The organism is Klebsiella pasteurii (genome assembly GCF_018139045.1).
Lineage (GTDB): Bacteria > Pseudomonadota > Gammaproteobacteria > Enterobacterales > Enterobacteriaceae > Klebsiella > Klebsiella grimontii.
In genome coordinates, this window is record NZ_CP073236.1 from 1,500,528 (window position 1) to 1,518,610 (window position 18,083).

Here is an 18,083-nt window from a genome sequence, read left to right on the forward strand (position 1 = left end):
TTGCCCCGGCGTCACCGCCGGGGCTTTTTTATTTCAACCTTTAGGGAAGATCCACAGGTCGCTGACGGGCAATGTCAGATGGCAACGCTCGGCATCGCGCAGCGCGCTGCCGTAGGCGCGTATGGCGAAATCATCGCCTTCAGTGCGAAACAGATACTCCCAGCGGTCGCCGAGGTACATGCTGGTCAACAGCGTCAGCGCCAGCATGTTCTCTTCAGGCGCGGAAGCGATGCGCAAACGCTCAACGCGGATCACCGCCGTCGCCTCTTCCCCCACGCTAACCCCTTCCCCCGCCATTCCCCATAGCGCCCAGCTGGCCCCCTCAATGCGCGCCCGACCGTTCTCCAGCGCGCTAACGGTGCCATGCAGGCGATTATTACTGCCCATAAACTCGGCGGCAAACAGCGTTTTCGGGCTGCCGTACATCTCCTGCGGGGTTCCCTGCTGCTCGATCACGCCGTTGTTAAGCAGCAGAATGCGATCGGAAATCGCCATCGCCTCATTCTGATCGTGGGTGACCATCAGCGCCGAAAGCCCCAGCTTGACGATCAGCTCGCGCAAAAAGACCCGCGCTTCTTCCCGCAGCTTGGCGTCCAGATTCGACAGCGGTTCATCCAGCAGGATCACCGGCGGGTTGTAAACCAGCGCCCTGCCGATGGCCACGCGCTGCTGCTGTCCTCCGGAGAGCTGATGCGGATGGCGACTGCCAAGATGCCCCAGCCCCAGTTGTTCAAGTACAGTCTGGACCCGTTGCTTGATCTCCGCGGCGGCAACCTTACGCAGCTTCAGCGGGTAAGCGACGTTTTCAAACACCGTTTTATGCGGCCACAGCGCATAGGACTGAAACACCAAACCCAGGTTACGCTCCTCGGCCGGAATTTCGCTACGCGGGTTGCCGTCATAGACGCGGGATTTTCCAATGGTAATAATGCCGCCGGTCGGCTTCTCCAGCCCGGCGACCGCCCGCAGCAGCGTGGTTTTTCCGCTGCCCGATGGCCCGAGCAGCGACACCACCTCTCCCCGCTTCAGTTCCATGGACACGCCCTTCAGTACCGGATTATCGCCATAGGTCAGATGCAGGTTTTCTACCGATAATTCAATCATGTAATTTCACTCCAAAGCGCAGGGCGATACCCAGACCGACGACCACCAGCAGGATATTAATAAAGGAGAGCGCGGCGACGATATCGATAGCCCCCGCCGCCCACAGCGAGACCAGCATCGAACCAATCGTTTCGGTTCCGGGCGAAAGCAGATAGACCCCGGTGGAGTATTCGCGCTCGAAGATAAGAAACATCAGCAGCCAGGAGCCGATTAAGCCGTAGCGCGACAGCGGCACCGTAACGTGACGGGTAATCTGCCCGCGCGATGCGCCGGTACTGCGCGCGGCCTCTTCCAACTCCGGCGCTACCTGCAGCAGCGTCGAGGAGATCAGCCGCAGGCCGTAAGCCATCCACACCACGGTATAGGCCAGCCAGACGCTAAAAATAGTATTACGCAGCGCGCGCAGTTGGACGATCAGATGCTCGCGCAGCCAGTCGGCCACCGGCAGCGCTGAGAGCCAGCCGTTTTTCAGCGACTGATCGAGCCACATCGGCAAAAACAGAAACACCCACAGAAACGCCAGCCCGGCCAGCAGCCCTGGCACGGCGCGCGGCACCAGTACGCTGTAGTCAAGAAAGCGCGTGACGTTATCCGGTTTACGGTGCATAGCGATGCCCACGAACAGATAGCAGACCACCGCCAGCGCGCCGCCGAACACGCCAATCGCCATGGAGTTAACGATGGCGCGCAGCAGGTTCGGCTGCTGCCAGATGCTACGGAACGTCGCCAGCGAGAGCTCATCCCATAGCGAAACGCCTACGCCCCAGTTTGAAATAAAGGCCCGCAGCGCCACGCCGATCAGCGGCACGCCGATGGTGACCGTCAGCCAGGCAACTACCACAATCCCAGCGACCCAGCGCCATTTCCCCAGCGGCAGCGCGCGGGCCTGGGACGCTTTCCCCTTCATGGTGACAAAGCGGTTGGCGGTGCGCATCAGGCGGCGCTGGAGCATTACCAGCGGAATGGTAATGCAGATCAGCACCACCGCTACCGCCGCCATCAGATGATACGAGGGCGTGCCGAGCTTGTTGGTGAGCTTATAAAGATAGGTCGCCAGCACCATGTTGCCTTCCGGGTCCCCCAGCACCAACATCAGGCCAAACACTTCCAGACCGAGGAAAAACAGCAGCACGCAGGCGTAGAGGATCGACGGTCGCACCATGGGCAGGCTCACCGACGTCATCACCTGCAGCGGCGATGCGCCAACCGTGCGCGCGGCCTCCTCCACGTCCGACCCGACGCTGCGCAGGGCGGAAGAGATATAGAGATAGGCATGCGGAACGTGCGTCAGTCCGGCAATCACCACGATGCTGAACATCGAATAGATATTCCACGGTACGAAACCGATCAGCTGTTCCGCCCATTGCGAAAAGAAACCTACCGGCCCGGCCGCCACCACGTAACCAAAGCCCAGCACCATCGGCGAAACGAAAATCGGCACCAGGATCAGCGGCTCAATAAACCGCCGCCCGGGTAAATCGGTGCGTACCATTAAAAAAGCGAGGATCCCGCCGAGGGGGATGGCGATCGCCACCAGACCGAAGGCGAGAATAAAACCGGATTTTAGCGCCAGATAAAAATCCGGGTCGCTAAAGATAAACGCGAAAGCTTCGAGGCTGAACGACTTCGAGCGGGCAAAAAAAGGCGCCGAGAGAAAGCTCTGCACCACGATAAACAACAGCGGGACATAAATCGCCAGCGCCGTCATCACGACGACGATACCGCGCGGCAAACCCTGCCATTTTCGACGTAAGACATTCATAAGCGATCCCTTTAAACCTGGCGGGCATTAAGCGGGCTGCGCATCCAGAAAAGAGACGCAGCGCCGGAGGGTTATTTCGCCGCGGCGGTACGCCACTGTTTGATAAATTCCAGACGTTGCTTCGGCTCAAGATACGCCAGCAGCGTTTCATCGACCGGAATCGGCTTCAGCGCGCTGCCGAGCATTTTGGTCATGCCGTCAATATCATTTTTACCTTCGATATCATTGCGCAGGGAGGGAATATCGGCCTGGTTCGCGAGGATGCTTTGCCCCTTTTCCGACAGCACGTAGTCAAACCACAGCTTCGCCGCATTAAGATGCTCGGCTTCTGCGGTAATAAAGGAGACTCGGGAGAGCACCAGCACGTAATCTTTCGGATATGAGATGCCAAGCGAAGGATCGGTTTTCGCCCTCGCCTCCGCGTAGGAACCGAGAATATTGTAGCCAATCAGGTTTTCACCGGAGGAGACGCGTTCCATCATCGTACCGGTGGACGATTGCACGGTCAGGCCGCCTTTCGCAATGCCCGCCAGATCGTTAAAGTAGTTGGCATCGGCTTTGCTGTCCTGCACCGCCAGCATAAAACCCAGCCCTGATTTTTCAATATCGTACGTTGTGACCTTGCCTTTGAATTTATCGGCCTGAGCGGAGATAAGCTTCGCCAGCGCGGTATGCGAGTCCGGGACATCCCCCTGCGGGATCAGCCGTTTATTATAGATAAAGACCACCGGCTCGTAGGTCGTGCCGTAGGCTTTCTGTTGCCAGACCGCCCATTTTGGCAGCTTATCCCGCTCCGGCGAGGCGTACTCTTCGGCATATTCAGTGGCAAGCTTCAGCGCCGTATCCATGGAAGAGCTCCAGACCACATCGCCGCTGCCGCCGCCCGCCGCCTGTTCGCTGATATAACGGTTGTACAATTCGGTACTGTTCATATCGTTATATTCAACTTTAATGCCGGGATATTGCGCCTCAAAGCCTTTAATTAACGGGCCTGCGGCCTTGGTATCGGTCGTTGAATAGATAACCACTTTGCCTTCTTTAATCCCGGCATCCACCACTTTTTGATAATCCGCTGGGTAGCCCTCAGGGACTGCGGCAAGAACCTGACCGGAGAATATTGCCGACAGTGAAATCATTAACCCACTAATTTTCATATACATAAAATCAACCTTTAGGCATCAATTATTAAACGTAAATTTAACATATAGCGGGACGTCAGAGCCTTGCAACGCCGGATTTTGTTTTTTTACGGCTTTTGTGACGCTGACGTAATTTAAAGGAAGATCCGTCGGATAAAGCGAAAGCGATTTACGGTCTGCGATAGAAATATTAAGAAAAGATTAAGTTTTTTACATATATGGCTCGCCGGATATTGGCTTTGATTAACTACAATAATAAAAGTGACGCTCCATTTTACCGACCAAGGGCGGTATAACGCGTCTCACTCAGCCGCTAACATAGGGGCTTGATCGCCCTGGCGTGGTTTATATATCACCAGGTTCAAGGATTTGTCTCCTTCCTCCCCGCAGCAATAACCACCAGCGAAAAGCCTTTAATACAAAATTCAAAACCTTGATCTTCTCCGTGGCTCAGCGCAGCATGGAAATGCAAACACACTAAAACAAGAATTCGCAACCCAATCACAGGAGAGAATCAGTGCAAACAGGACATCGCTTCCAGGCCACGGATCTGCATCACTTTGTTAAAACCCTTTTCACCCACATGGGAAGCTCCCCCACCGAAGCGTCGCTTATCGCCGACCACCTGATTGCCGCCAACCTGGCCGGGCACGATTCCCACGGCGTCGGCATGATCCCAAGCTACGTACGCTCCCACGCGCAGGGTTATCTCCAGCTCAATCGCCACGCCAGCGTCATGAAAGACGCGGGCGCGGTGGTCACGCTGGACGGCAACGGCGGCTTCGGCCAGGTGGTGGCCCATGAAGCCATGCAGATCGGTATTGAGAAGGCGAAACAGCACGGTATGGCCGCCGTGGCGCTGCGTAATGCGCACCATATTGGCCGCATCGGCTACTGGGCGGAACAGTGCGCGGCCGCCGGAATGATCTCTATCCATTTCGTTAACGTCGTTGGCAACGTGATGGTCGCCCCGTTCCGTGGGAAAGACAGCCGCTTCGGCACCAACCCGCTGTGCGTGGTGTTCCCGCGCGCCGGCCATCCGCCGCTGCTGCTGGATTACGCCACCAGCGCCATCGCCTTCGGTAAAACCCGCGTCGCCTGGCATAAAGGGGTTCCGGTACCGGCGGGGTCGCTGATCGACGCTCGCGGCGTCCCTACCACCGACCCGGCGGTGATGCAGACGTCGCCGCTGGGGGCACTGCTGACCTTTGCCGAACATAAAGGCTACGCGCTGGCAACGCTGTGCGAAATTATCGGCGGCGCGGTATCCGGCGGTAAAACCTCGCATCAGGAGACGCTGCAGGGCAGCGTGGACGCTATCTTCAACTGCATGACCACCATTATTCTCAGCCCGGAAGCGTTCGATGCGCCGGATATGCAGCGCGAGACCGAAGCGTTTATCGACTGGTGTAAACGGTCGCCGCACGACCCGGACGCGCCGATTCTGGCCCCAGGCGAGTGGGAAGAGGCAAACCGCCAGCAGCGTCTGGCGCAGGGGATACCGCTGGACGCCGGCAGCTGGCAGGCGATTTGCGCCGCCGCCGAAGAAGTCGGTTTACCCGCCGACACCCTCGCGCAGCTGCGCCAGAAGCTGGCCTGATTTTTCCCCGATGACGCCCGAACGGGCGTCATGTCATCGTCATTAGTGTCGACATCACCGCCGCCCCGCCTGCACCTTCCGACTATTCTATTTAAATTCAATAAGTTAAAATTTGGCACAGCCTATGCATAACGCTCCCGTCATCTGCCGGTACGCTGGCGCATGACGCCCTGACAAGGGCGGGCCGGGCCCGGCCTGTCCATTGTTGTTTATTCTCTGTTAACAGGTCTGTTACTGATGAAAAAAATCACGAGCGTTTGCCCTTATTGCGGGGCCGGTTGCAAACTTAAGCTGGTCGTCGAAAACAATAAAATTATCCGAGCCGAAGCCGCTGATGGCGTTACTAACCAAAATCAGCTGTGCCTGAAAGGCTATTACGGCTGGGATTTTCTCAACGACACCCAGCTGCTGACGCCGCGTCTGCAGCAGCCGATGATTCGCTACCAGAAAGGCGGCAAGTTCACCCCGGTAAGCTGGGATGAAGCCATCCGCTATACGGCGAAAAAACTGCGTGAAATAAAGGAGAAGCATGGCCCGCGCGCCATTATGACTACCGGTTCATCGCGAGGTACCGGTAATGAAACCAACTACGTGATGCAGAAGTTCGCCCGCGGGGTACTCAACACCAATAACGTCGACTGCTGCGCCCGCGTCTGCCACGGCCCGTCGGTAGCCGGCCTGCAGCTGGCGCTCGGCAACGGCGCGATGAGCAACTCGATTAGCGATATTGAGAACTCAAAATGCCTGCTGGTCTTTGGCTATAACTGCGCCGACTCCCACCCAATCGTCGCCCGCCGGGTGATTAAGGCCCGCGAAAACGGGGCGAAAATCATCGTCTGCGACCCGCGCCGTATCGAAACCGCCCGCATCGCCGATCGCCATCTGCAGCTCAATAACGGCAGCAACATGGCGCTGGCCAACGCCTTCGCTCACGTTCTGCTGGAAGAAGATCTCTATAACCACGACTACGTCGACCGCTTTACCGAGGGGCTGGATGCCTATCGTGAGATGGTGAAAGACTATTCCCCTGAAGCCGTCGAAGGCATCGTCGGCGTCCCGGCCGCTGAAATTCGCCAGGCGATGCGCATGTTTGCCGCCGCGCCTTCCGCCACGATTATGTGGGGCATGGGCGTCACCCAGTTCGGCCAGGCGGTGGACGTTGTCAGAGGGCTGGCGAGCCTCGCGCTGTTAACCGGCAACCTCGGACGCGCCAACGTCGGCGTGGGGCCGGTACGCGGGCAAAACAACGTCCAGGGCGCCTGCGATATGGGCGTCCTGCCGAATATGTTCCCCGGCTACCAGGACGTCACCGACCCCGGCGTTCGCGCCAAATTCGCCAACGCGTGGGGGATTGATCCGGCGAGTATGGACGACCAGGTCGGCACCCGGATCACCGAAGTGCCGCACAAAGCGCTGACCGGCGAGATCAAAGCCTACTACATCATGGGTGAAGATCCGCTGCAAACCGAAGCCGATTTGGGCCTGGTGCGTAAAGGGATTGAGGCGCTCGATTTCGTGGTGGTGCAGGATATCTTTATGACCAAAACCGCCGAAATCGCCGATGTACTGCTGCCCGCCACCTCCTGGGGGGAACACGGCGGCGTCTTTACCTGCGCCGACCGCGGCTTCCAGCGCTTTGAGCAGGCGATTATCGCTACCGGTAACGTTAAGCGCGACTGGGAAATCATCAGCCTGCTGGCCAGCGAAATGGGCTATCCGATGCATTACGATAATAACCAGCAGATCTGGGACGAAATGCGCGAACTCTGCCCGCTGTTCTACGGCGTCACCTACGAGAAAATGGGTGATATGAACCACGTCCAGTGGCCGTGCCCGACGCTGGATCACCCCGGTACGCCGTGGCTGTATAAAGATAACCTCTTCGATACGCCAACCGGCAAAGGCCAGCTGTTCGCCGCCCCGTGGCGCGCGCCTGCCGAGACGCCGGATGAAGCGTATCCGCTGGTGCTCTGTACCGTGCGCGAAGTCGGCCACTACTCGTGTCGTTCGATGACCGGCAACTGCGCGGCCCTGCAATCGCTTGCCGATGAGCCGGGCCGGGTGCAAATCAACCGCGCCGACGCGCAGCGCCTCGGAATCGCCGACCAGCAGCTGGTGTGGGTCAGCTCGCGGCGCGGTAAGGTGATTACCCGCGCCGACATCAGCGATCGCATTAATGAAGGCGCGGTGTATATGACCTATCAGTGGTGGGTCGGCGCCTGTAACGAGCTGACGCAGGATAATCTCGACCCGATCTCGAAAACGCCGGAAACCAAATACTGCGCGGTGAAGGTGGAGGCTATTGCGGATCAGCGCTGGGCCGAACAGTATGCCTGGACCAGCTATAGCGAGATGAAAGCCCGCCTGAAAGCGGCGGTGAACGTGTAAAACCCCGCAGGGAGATGCGCGCGTCTCCCTTCGTATCCACTTTTGCTCCCGGGGGCGGCGCTCAATGCGCCTTGCCCGGGCTACAAATTCTGCGCTTACCCGGGCTACCGGTCCGCAGTCCGCTGAAGTCGTGTAGCCCGGACAGGTGCGGAGCACCGCCTCCGGGATCGCCCGCTTACGCCAGCAGTTTCTCCACCAGCGCCGTCCACAGCGCCACGCCGTGAGGGAGCAGCTCATCGTTAAAATCATATCCGGCGTTATGCAGCGGCTTTGACGCCGTCTCGCCATCGGCGCCGATCCAAAAATAGGCGCCCGGGCACGCCTCCAGCATGCAGGCAAAATCTTCCGAGGCCATGGACGGATTACCGTTCCAGCTCACCGCCGACTCCCCCAGCAGCGCGGTCGCTACCTCGCGCACCTTTTGCGCTTCGGCCGGATGGTTAGTGGTCACCGGATAACCGGGATACCAGGCGATTTTGCCTTCCACATCTGATACCTGCGGCTGGGCGGCGACATAGCTTTCAATCAGCCCCCTGACCCGCGCGCGCACCTGGTTATTCAGACAGCGGAAGGTTCCGCGTAGCACCACTTTATCCGGCAGCACGTTGATCGCCTCCCCGCCGGCAATCTGGGTAATGCTCACCACCGTCGACTCCTGCGGCGACAGGCGGCGCGAAGGAATGGTTTGCAGGGCCATAATCAACTGCGCCGCGGCGACAATCGGGTCCGCTCCGCGCTCCGGCATCGCCGCATGGCAGCTTTTTCCGGTCAGAGTAATTTCAAACGCGTCGAGAGAGGCCATCATCGCCCCGCTACCGATCGCCACCTGGCCCAGCGGCATACCCGGCCAGTTGTGCAACGCGTAAATGGCGTCCATCGGGAAGCGCTCAAACAGCCCCTCCTCCACCATTTTCCGCGCGCCGCCCAGGTTCTCCTCGGCGGGCTGGAAGACAAAGTGCACGGTACCGCGAAAGCGGCGGGTCTGCGCCAGATGCGCCGCTGTCGCCAGCAGCATCGCGCTATGGCCATCGTGGCCGCAGGCGTGCATCACGCCAGGATTGCGTGATTTGTAATCGATATCGCTCTGCTCGGCGATCGGCAGCGCGTCCATATCGGCCCGCAGGCCAATCACCGGACCGGGGCCGTTCTCCAGGGTCGCGACCACGCCGGTACCCGCCAGCCCGCGATGCACCTGGAGGCCAAACGAGGCGAGCAGTTCAGCCACCCGGCGCGAGGTTTCCTGTTCCTGATACCCCAGCTCAGGGCAAGCATGAAAATCACGTCGCCAGCGAATGGCCTCGGCGATCAGTGAAGAGGATACTGCCATGTCATACTCCTTTCCTGCACAGCATCAGCGCTGAACGAGTGTGTTATTCAATAAATTGGGGCTACAGGTAGTCCGCCAGCCTATTGGTTATATCCTTTCGCCTGCTCGCTGACAACTTCCGCCAAACCCTGCACCGGCGCGCCTTTACGCGGCCCCCCCGCCAGTGCCGTTCTTTTTTGTAGTGATATCAACGGTGACATAAGGCGTGCGATTAATTATTATGCAGCTATACTGGCGTTTTGCCGAATAATTCACTCTTCATACCTCCTTAACCGGAAATAAAATGTTCAACCCAGAGCAGAATCGCCTTGCCCCCACGCTGGCGATGATCATGGCGGCTTCATTAGTGGGATTTATCACCGGATACACGGTGCCCTTAATCAGTCTGGAGCTGGCGCAGCAGCAGATTGATACCGTTTACGTCGGCCTGCTGGCCGCGCTACCGCCAGCGGGGATGATGATCTCCTCCTTCCTCTCACCCGCGCTGTGCCGGCGCTTTGAGATGGGGCTTCTGCTCTCCGTCAGTCTGGTGGCGCTGGCGGCGTCAACCATCGCCTCCTGCCTGTCGTTTGATATGGTTCATCTCCTGCTGCCGCGGCTGGTGACCGGCCTGGCGTCGGGGGTGATTATCGTCATTGGCGAAAGCTGGATCACCGGCGGCGCGGCGGGGAAAAACCGGGCAACCCTGACCGGCATTTATGCCTCCGCCTTTACCGGCTGTCAGCTGGCGGGGCCGCTGCTGATCTCCGCCGGAGAAGCGTATCAATCATGGACGCTGCTGCTGGTCGGGCTGGTGACCCTCGCCTGCCTGCTGATGCTGCGCCATCTACCCTCCGGCAGCCGCGAACGGCTGGCGGAACGCGCCAGCTGGCGCAGCCTCGGCGCTTTTTTACCGGTACTGGCTTCCGGCGTATTCTGTTTTGCCTTTTTTGATGCCAGCATTCTGGCGCTGCTGCCGTTGTACGGTATGGATAAAGGTCTAAGTGAAGTCACGGCGGTGCTGCTGGTGACGGTGGTATTGACCGGCGACGCCGTATTCCAGGCGCCGCTGGGCTGGATTGCCGACCGCTTCGGTATCCGCCGCGTACATCTGACCTGCGCGGTGGTCTTCTGCCTCGCCCTGCTTGCCCTGCCGTTTCTGCTGGTGTCGCATATCCAGCTAATTGCCGGCTGCCTGCTTCTCGGCGCCGCGGCGGGGGCGCTCTATACCCTGTCGCTGGTCCGCGCCGGGAAAACCTTCTCCGGGCAGAAGCTGATTATGATCAACGCCCTGCTGGGATTCTTTTGGTCCGCGGGCAGCGTGGCCGGGCCGGTGGTCAGCGGATTGCTGATCAGCGTCGCGGGCTATGATGGTCTGCTGATAACGCTGTTTGTCAGCGGCGCGCTTTTCCTGCTGATCCAGTGCCTGGGTAAAAGCGAAAAAGCGCTGCTGGCGGACGAACGCGAGCGTGAAGAAGAGATGGATGATATTAGCGAGGCGGCGCAGTAGCGCTTAAGCGTTCGGCAGTTACGCGTTGAGAGGACGAAAGAGCTTTCACCTTCCGCGTAAGATCTTCTCCCCGGCGGCGCAGGCGCGCGCCGGGGGCGTTATTGATTACAGCACTTTACTTAAAAACGCGGCGGTGCGCGGGTTAGTCGGCGCGCTAAAGATCTGCGCCGGTTTTCCCTCTTCCTGAATGATGCCCTGGTCGATAAAGATAACCCGGTCGGCCACTTCGCGGGCAAAGCCCATTTCGTGGGTCACGATGACCATTGTCATCCCTTCGCTAGCGAGGTTTTTCATCACCTCCAGCACATCGCCCACCAGCTCAGGATCGAGCGCCGAGGTAGGCTCATCGAACAGCATAATCGACGGTTTCATCGCCAGCGCGCGGGCGATGGCCACCCGCTGCTGCTGCCCGCCGGAGAGGCTGGAGGGCCAGGCGTCGCGCTTGTCGCTCAGCCCGACCTTCGCCAGCAGCTCTTCCGCCAGACGCACCGCCTCCGCGCGCGCCATGCCGCGCAGGCTCATCGGGGCCATAATCAGGTTTTCCAGCACCGTTTTGTGCGGGAACAGATTGAAGCGCTGAAAGACCATGCCGACGCTTTCCCGCATCTTATTCAGATCGGTCGCGCGATCGTGGGCGGCAAAGCCGTTCACCTCAACCTCGCCTTCGCTGACGGTTTCCAGCGCGTTCATGCAGCGCAGGAAGGTGCTTTTTCCGGAACCGGACGGGCCGATAATACAGACCACTTCCTGCGGTTTGATATCGCAGCTGATACCGCGCAGAACGTGGCTGTCGCCGAAACGCTTGTGTAAATTACGAATGTGAATCACTTTTGCCAAACCTCTTTTCCAGACGGTTAACCAGCTGCGCCAGCAGGAAAGTAATGACCCAGTAAACCAGGGAGATGGTCAGGTAGGGTTCCCAGTAGGTGGCGTAGGCGCCGGAAACGGTGCGCGCGGCGTAAGCCAGATCCGCCAGACCGATGGCCGACGCCAGCGAGGAGTCCTTGACGATGGCGATGGCGTTGTTGCCCAGCGGCGGCAGAATGCGGCGAAACGCCTGCGGCAGAATCACCTGACGCATGGTTTTCCACCACGGCATTCCCAGCGCGCGGGAGGCCTCCATCTGCCCCTTATCGATCGACTGGATCCCGGCGCGGAATATTTCGGAGACGTAGGCCCCGGCGTTTAGCGTAATCGCCACGATACAGGAGAGAAACGCGCCGTAGTTTGAGCGCAGCTCGCGAGCGAAATCAGCGCTCATCATGCCGCTGGTCACCAGCAGTCCGTCGCGCGGGTTGATAAACAGCGGCACCAGCGCGAAGTGCACCACCATAATTTGCACGAACAGCGGCGTACCGCGAAACGCGCTGACGTAAAAGCGCACCGGAAACTGCACCAGGTAACGCAGAACGTATTTCCATACCCCGTGCTCGGCTTTCGCCATCCGCCCCAGCCCGAGGGTCAGCCCCCACAGGGTGCCGAGGATCACGCAGATAATGGTACATTTAATGGTCATCAGGGCACCGTCCATAAACAGCGGACCGTACTCCTCAATGATCTCCCAACGGAATCCCGTCATAGCCCTTCCCTAAAAAATACGGCTATCGCCAGAGTCGATAGCCGTGATGAAAATAAAAATGCGAATTATTGCGCTGGCAGCGTCGGGACGTTCTCGTCGAACCAGGTTTTATAGATTTTGGCGTAGGTGCCGTCAGCGATGATTTTCTGTAAACCGGCGTTGATCTTCGCCTGCAGCTCGCTGTTGCCTTTCGCTACCGCGATGCCGAAGTACTGGCGCTCAAATTTGGCATCCGGCACCAGCTTAAACTGCTTCTCCGGATGCTGCTTGATGTAGTATTTCACCACGCCGACGTCGCCGACCGCCGCGCTGACGCCGTCTTCAAACAGCTCCTGCAGCATCAGCGGAGTATTATCAAAACGCTTGATCGCGGTGCTGTTCTTGCCCAGCACGTCGGAAACCACGATATCGCCAGTGCTGGAGTTCACCACCCCGACTTTCTCGCTTTTCAGCGCCTCAAGGGAGGTCACTTTTGAATCCGCCGGCACAACGATGGACTGCTCGGCCGGGAAATAAGGAGCGGAGAAATCCACCATCTGCTTACGCTTATCGGTGATAGTGATCCCGGAGATAATAATGTCGCGATCGCCGGTGCTCAGGGTGGCGAAGATCCCTTCCCACGGTGTATTGACCAGTTTGATATCAAAGCCTTCCGCTTTGGCGATCGCTTTAATGATATCGATATCAAACCCTTCCAGCTGTTTCTGGCTGTTCTCAAACTCAAACGGGCGATAGGTTCCGCCGGAACCCACCACGTAAGTTTGCTGAGCCGCGTGGGCGGTGCCGATCATCGCCGCCGCCAGGCAGCATGCTTTCATCCACTTCTTAACCATGACAACTCCGTTTTATGCATTAATTTTGCATAAAAATACACACTGTCAGCATGGCATGCAACCGGAAACCTTCCCGACGGTAAATTATCTGCCGTTTAGCTTCGTTTACCGCCGGATTTCCCGATGGCCCGATGCAATTCATTGATCCGCTTCATCGATTTCACCGTCTTCTGCGGCGCGGTGGAGGCCACCGACAGCACGATCATCTCCAGACATACCAGCACCGTCCCGTGCAGCGGCACCCGTCCGTTATCGCCGCCGCGCGGCACCTCAATCACCACCTGCGCCTGCTGGCTAAAGCGGGAGTCCAGCGCCTGGGTGAGTAAAATCGTCGGGATCCCCAGACGGCGAGCTTCGCGCAGGGTCGTCATCCCCTCCCGGTGCGGCGACTTCTGCCCCATCATAATCAGCACGTCGCCGCGCTGCAGGCCGATCAGTTGCTCGGCGAGGCTGAAGCCGGTGCGGTTCATCACGTACGAAGGCAGGCCGATGCGGCTCAACAGCCGGGCGGTATATTCCGCCAGTATGCCCGAGGCGCCGATCCCGAAAATGCCCACCTGGCGCGCGCCGGTCAGCAGCGCCACCGCCTGAGCTACCGCCGCGCGGTTGTCAGGTCGCGACAGCACTTCGCAGGCCCGCTGATGCCCCTCAAGGACAAAATCAATGCTCGAATGGACATCGCTGGAGAGCGCGCTCACCGTTGAAATCATCTTTTCCGACGAGGTCGCCGACGGGCCAAACCAGCGTTCCATGGTCTGCTTCAGTTCCCGCAGGCCGGCGAAGCCGAGCGCCTGGATGGCGCGCACCACCGTGGCGTCCGAGGTGTTGGTCGCGCTCGCGATTTCCATGGCCGTGCGCTCCAGTACCGCTTCCCGGTTATCGTTGATATAGCTCGCTACCGCCAGCAGACGCGGCGACAGCTGATGCGCGCGGGCGCGAAAACGTTCGCCGAACAGGTCAACCCGCCCCTTCTCTCTTTTGACCGCCGTTTTCATTTCAGCCCCTCGGGTAAGGGACGACCGGCAATGTGCGATTGCACCTGGGCGACCATCAGCGACAGCGCGGCGTAGGAGTTAGAGATAACCTCCTCACGCGGCAGCAGTATATAGCGCCCGGTACGGCAGGCGCGCATAAAGTCGCACCAGCCCGGCATCACGCCCTCCATCGCCCGCAGCTCATCCTGCGGCTTACCGCCGGTATCGGAGCGCCAGGTGGCAAACACAAAATCGGCATCCAGCTCCGGTAGCTGCTCGGCGCTGACGTCAATGCGCTGGCCCTCAGGGATGTTGTCAATCAGCGGCGGGAAGCGGAATCCGGCATCGCGCAGCACGCGGCCCAGCGCATGATAGGAGTGATGCACGGTCACCTTGCCGTTGTTGGCCTGAATCACCGAGACAACAATGTTTTGCGTATCCACCATCGCCTTTAGCTGGGCTATCTGCGCCTGATAGCGGCGTTCGAGGATTAAGAGCCGCGGCTGGGTACCGGTGAGCTGCGCCAGCTTACGGTAGATGCGCGGCGCGCTGCCCTGCAGATGATCGATGCTGACCGTTGGCGCAATCTTCTCCAGCTGCTCCACCGAGACGTGGCGGCTCGGTTCGGTGATAATCAGGTCCGGTTTCGCGGCGGCCACCGCTTCGAGGTCGATATCCGCCGTGCCGATAAACTGAATCGCGCTGTTATCGAAATCAATCCCGGTCAGCTGCGCGCTGGCGCGTAAAAAGTGGCTGCCGTCCGGACGAGTCCGCCCGTGGCTGGCCACCGGCGGGACGCCAAGCTCAATCAGGGGAATGGTGATATCCAGATCGTGCATCGACACAATGCGCTGCGGGTGCAGCGGAACGGTCACCGTGCGACTTAAGTCGTCGGTGAAGGTTTGCGTATCGGCGGCCGAGGCGACGCCCGCCAACAGCACCAGCAGAGAAACGAACCAACGCATAGCGATCCTTTTTGATTTACAGGGCATCACGGCGACGCCAGAGCAGAACGATAAAAAACGGACAGCCGACCAGAGCAATCACGATCCCTGCCGGTATCTGCAGCGGCGCGAACGCCAGTCGGCCAATGGTATCGGTGGCTAGCACCAGCAGCGCGCCGATCAGCGCGCTGCCGCAGAGCAGCGCCACCTGGCCGCCGCGCAGTAGAAAGCGCGCCATATGCGGCGCCATCAGGCCAACGAAGCCGAGACTCCCGACGCAGGAGACGCTGGCGGAGGTCAGCAGCACCGGCGCGAAGAAACGCAGCAGGGTGAGCTGCTGCAGGCGTACCCCGAGTCCGATGGCCGCGCGGTCGCCGAGCAGCGCCGCATCGGCGGCCCTGGCGGTCAAAAAAAGGATCAGCGCCCCGGGCAGCGCCCAGCAAAAAGCGACGGCCAACAGCGGCCAGGTCGCCGCATGCAGGCTGCCCGCCAGCCAGATCATCGCCGTCTGTACATCGCGCACGTCGGCGGTAGTCATAAAAATGCCGACCGCCGCCGCCAGCGTCCAGGAGACGCCGATGCCGATGAGAATAAAGCGCGGGCGCGAACAGTCGCGGGCCAGTGCCAGAACCAGCAGCGCCACCAGCACGCCGCCGAGCATACCCGCCAGCGGCCGCCAGACCAGGCCCACCGCCGGAAAGAACAGCACCAGCGCCAGAACCACAATGCTGGCCCCCTCCTTCACCCCGATAAGCCCGGGATCCGCCAGACCGTTGCGGGTAATGCTCTGCATCGCCGCGCCGGCCAGGCCGAGCATCGCCCCGCACAGCAGCGCCATAAACAGCCTCGGCAGGCGGATATCAAACAGGATAAAACGCTGCTGTTCGCCCACGCTTTCCGCACCCAACAGCGCGCGAAACAGGGTACCGGAAGGCATCGGGAAGCTGCCGCGGGTCAGGCCAAACAGCGCCAGCAGCAGGATAACGAGCAGCATGCCGGCAGCGATTTTTAACGCCGCTGGCCGCAGCAAAAGATACCAGCCGCCGCAGACAAGCGGCCGAAAACCGGCGCGACGGGCGGCGCTTTTCATTTAAAAAACCTCGCGGCGATAAAAATAAATACCGGCGCCCCCACCAGCGCGGTCATCGCGCCGGTTGCCAGCTCCTGGGGTGCGACCAACGTACGAGCGGCGATATCCGCCAGCAGCAGCACCAGGGCGCCAACCGGGGCGGCCAGCGGCAGCGCCAGGCGAATATCTTCGCTAATCAACCGACGTACCACGTGCGGAACCACCAGACCGACAAAGCCGATCGGTCCGGCCACCGCCACCGCCGAGCCGCACAATAGCGCAATGGCGGCCAGCCCCAGCAGGCGGGTCTGAACAATCTTTACCCCCAGCCCCAGCGCGACCTTATCGCCCAGCGCCAGCACGTTCAGACGCGGCGCGATGGCCAGCGCGATCGTCACTCCCGCCAGCGCCGGGAGCAGCGCAGCGCGCAGCGTTTGCCAGTTCAGCCCGGCAAGATCGCCCGCCAGCCAGGTACGCATCGCCAGCAGCGTTTGTTCATCGAGGATCAGAATCGCCGCGGTGACCGCCGAGGCAAAGGCCGACAGCGCCACCCCGCACAGGGTAATGCGCAGCGGCGTAACGCCGCCGCGCCCGGACGACGACAGCAGCATCACGCCGCCAAACAGCAGCGCCGCGCCGCAGGCGGCGGTGAGCGGCCTGGTTAACGCCACGCCGCCGAGGCTGACTCCCAGCGCCGACGTCGCCACTACCGCCAGCGAAGCGCCGGCGTTAAGGCCGAGAATATGCGGCTCGCCTAGCGGGTTGCGGATCACGGTTTGCAGCAGCAGCCCCGCCACGCCGAGCGCCGCGCCGGTAAGCAGCGCCGCCGCCAGACGTACCAGACGTAAATCAACGATGATGCGGTGGTCAAAGTTGCGCGGATCGTAATGGAGCAGCGCCTGCAGCACCGTTTGCGGCGCAATCCAGCGCGCGCCGAGCCCGAGATGCACCAGCGAGCCGCCCAGCAGCAGCAGGCTCAGCAGCGCCAGCGCCAGCCGGGGCCGGGATTGCCGGCGCTGCAGGAACAACGCGGAGGCGCTCATAACGCCTTCTCTTCACGGGCGCGGAACGGCATAAAAAAGGGCTTACCGGTCTGCGGATTGAGCGACATCTGCACGTCCACGTCAAAGACCATTTTGATCAGCTCCGGCGTACAGATTTCCTGTTCATTAATCACCCCGGCGATCTGCCCTTTTTTAAGAAACACCAGCAGGTCGGCGTAGTTCACCGCGAAGTTCAGGTCATGCAGGACGGTGACCACCGTGCGGCCATGATCGCGGGTTAAGGTTTGCAGTAGTTCGAGAATGTCGACCTGATAGCGCAGGTCAAGCCAGGTGGTGGGCTCATCCAGCAGAATCGTCGCCGTTTGCTGGGCGAGCGCCATCGCGATCCAGCAGCGCTGACGCTGGCCGCCGGAGAGGCTATCAACAGCTAAATGGGCAAACTCGGCGGTACCGGTGAGCCGCAGCGCCTCTTCTACCGCCCGTTCATCGGCCTCGGACCATTGACGCATCAGACCCTGCCAGGGATAGCGCCCGCGGGAAACCAGTTCAAACACCGTCAGCCCTTCCGGCGTGAGCGGCGATTGCGGCAGAATGCCCAGCCTACGGGACACCTCACGGGTCGGCAGCTGATGAATCACCTCGCCGTCCAGACGTACGCAGCCGCCCAGCGGCTTGAGCATCCGGGCGATGGTCGACAGCAGCGTCGATTTCCCCGAGCCGTTAGCGCCGGCCAGTACCGTCATTTTCCCGTGGGGGATGGTCAGATGAATATTATCGACAATTAGCGTCTGGCCATATCCGGCCGACAGGGAATCGAGGACGATTCCCTGCTCTGCAGGCAACACCCGCTGTGGCATAACTCGCTCCCGCG

14 protein-coding genes and 1 pseudogene are annotated in these 18,083 nt (G+C 60.1%); 3 read left to right on the forward strand and 12 right to left on the reverse strand.

Features of this window, described 5'->3' with window-relative positions; all coding sequences use genetic code 11:
- Positions 1–33: 33 nt before the first annotated feature.
- The 3 genes from KCG39_RS07115 to KCG39_RS07125 all read right to left on the reverse strand — a co-directional run bounded on the left by KCG39_RS07115 (position 34) and on the right by KCG39_RS07125 (position 4,026).
- Positions 34–1,104, reverse strand: coding sequence for an ABC transporter ATP-binding protein (locus tag KCG39_RS07115; protein ID WP_142445622.1), 1,071 nt, complete (start codon positions 1,102–1,104; stop codon positions 34–36).
- Entirely contained in the window at positions 1,097–2,866 is a 1,770-nt protein-coding gene (locus tag KCG39_RS07120; RefSeq protein WP_049114481.1) for an ABC transporter permease, read from the reverse strand. Before KCG39_RS07120 ends, KCG39_RS07115 begins: the two co-directional genes overlap by 8 nt.
- Before the next feature lie 71 nt (positions 2,867–2,937).
- Positions 2,938–4,026, reverse strand: coding sequence for an ABC transporter substrate-binding protein (locus KCG39_RS07125; protein ID WP_004119286.1), 1,089 nt, complete (start codon positions 4,024–4,026; stop codon positions 2,938–2,940).
- Positions 4,027–4,522: 496 nt separating this feature from the next.
- On the opposite strand from KCG39_RS07125, the gene KCG39_RS07130 reads away from it, so the two are divergent.
- Complete coding sequence (locus tag KCG39_RS07130) at positions 4,523–5,605, forward strand: malate/lactate/ureidoglycolate dehydrogenase (protein ID WP_142446607.1); 1,083 nt, start codon at positions 4,523–4,525, stop codon at positions 5,603–5,605.
- A 237-nt stretch (positions 5,606–5,842) separates the two neighbouring features.
- Entirely contained in the window at positions 5,843–7,993 is a 2,151-nt protein-coding gene (gene fdhF / locus KCG39_RS07135; RefSeq protein WP_142468157.1) for a formate dehydrogenase subunit alpha, read from the forward strand.
- Positions 7,994–8,168: 175 nt separating this feature from the next.
- Here the strand turns inward: fdhF and KCG39_RS07145 are convergent, their stop codons facing one another.
- Positions 8,169–9,320: a M20 aminoacylase family protein gene (locus KCG39_RS07145; protein ID WP_004119279.1), complete on the reverse strand. Its 1,152-nt coding sequence runs from the start codon at positions 9,318–9,320 to the stop codon at positions 8,169–8,171.
- A 283-nt stretch (positions 9,321–9,603) separates the two neighbouring features.
- Here KCG39_RS07145 and KCG39_RS07150 point away from each other — a divergent pair, with 283 nt between their 5' ends.
- Positions 9,604–10,809, forward strand: a complete 1,206-nt coding sequence (locus KCG39_RS07150) for an MFS transporter (protein ID WP_004119271.1) — start codon at positions 9,604–9,606, stop codon at positions 10,807–10,809.
- A 105-nt stretch (positions 10,810–10,914) separates the two neighbouring features.
- On the opposite strand, the gene KCG39_RS07155 is transcribed toward KCG39_RS07150, so the two are convergent.
- The 8 genes and pseudogenes from KCG39_RS07155 to KCG39_RS07190 form a co-directional block, all read right to left on the reverse strand.
- Entirely contained in the window at positions 10,915–11,637 is a 723-nt protein-coding gene (locus KCG39_RS07155) for an amino acid ABC transporter ATP-binding protein (protein WP_087828250.1), read from the reverse strand.
- Positions 11,621–12,388: an amino acid ABC transporter permease gene (locus tag KCG39_RS07160; protein WP_004102832.1), complete on the reverse strand. Its 768-nt coding sequence runs from the start codon at positions 12,386–12,388 to the stop codon at positions 11,621–11,623. The genes KCG39_RS07155 and KCG39_RS07160 overlap by 17 nt, the downstream gene beginning before the upstream one ends.
- A gap of 65 nt (positions 12,389–12,453) precedes the next feature.
- Entirely contained in the window at positions 12,454–13,221 is a 768-nt protein-coding gene (locus tag KCG39_RS07165) for a basic amino acid ABC transporter substrate-binding protein (protein WP_087828219.1), read from the reverse strand.
- A gap of 95 nt (positions 13,222–13,316) precedes the next feature.
- Entirely contained in the window at positions 13,317–14,216 is a 900-nt protein-coding gene (locus tag KCG39_RS07170; RefSeq protein ID WP_004119261.1) for a MurR/RpiR family transcriptional regulator, read from the reverse strand.
- Positions 14,213–15,186 (reverse strand): annotated as a pseudogene (locus KCG39_RS07175) (ABC transporter substrate-binding protein); the annotation flags it as partial. The pseudogene KCG39_RS07175 and the gene KCG39_RS07170, both read right to left, overlap by 4 nt.
- A complete protein-coding gene (locus KCG39_RS07180) occupies positions 15,177–16,229 on the reverse strand; it encodes a FecCD family ABC transporter permease (protein WP_142468158.1) in 1,053 nt (350 codons plus the stop codon). The gene KCG39_RS07180 and the pseudogene KCG39_RS07175, both read right to left, overlap by 10 nt.
- Complete coding sequence (locus KCG39_RS07185) at positions 16,226–17,251, reverse strand: FecCD family ABC transporter permease (RefSeq protein ID WP_123829227.1); 1,026 nt, start codon at positions 17,249–17,251, stop codon at positions 16,226–16,228. Before KCG39_RS07185 ends, KCG39_RS07180 begins: the two co-directional genes overlap by 4 nt.
- Positions 17,248–18,069: an ABC transporter ATP-binding protein gene (locus tag KCG39_RS07190; RefSeq protein ID WP_004119255.1), complete on the reverse strand. Its 822-nt coding sequence runs from the start codon at positions 18,067–18,069 to the stop codon at positions 17,248–17,250. The genes KCG39_RS07185 and KCG39_RS07190 overlap by 4 nt, the downstream gene beginning before the upstream one ends.
- Between the last annotated feature and the right edge of the window lie 14 nt (positions 18,070–18,083).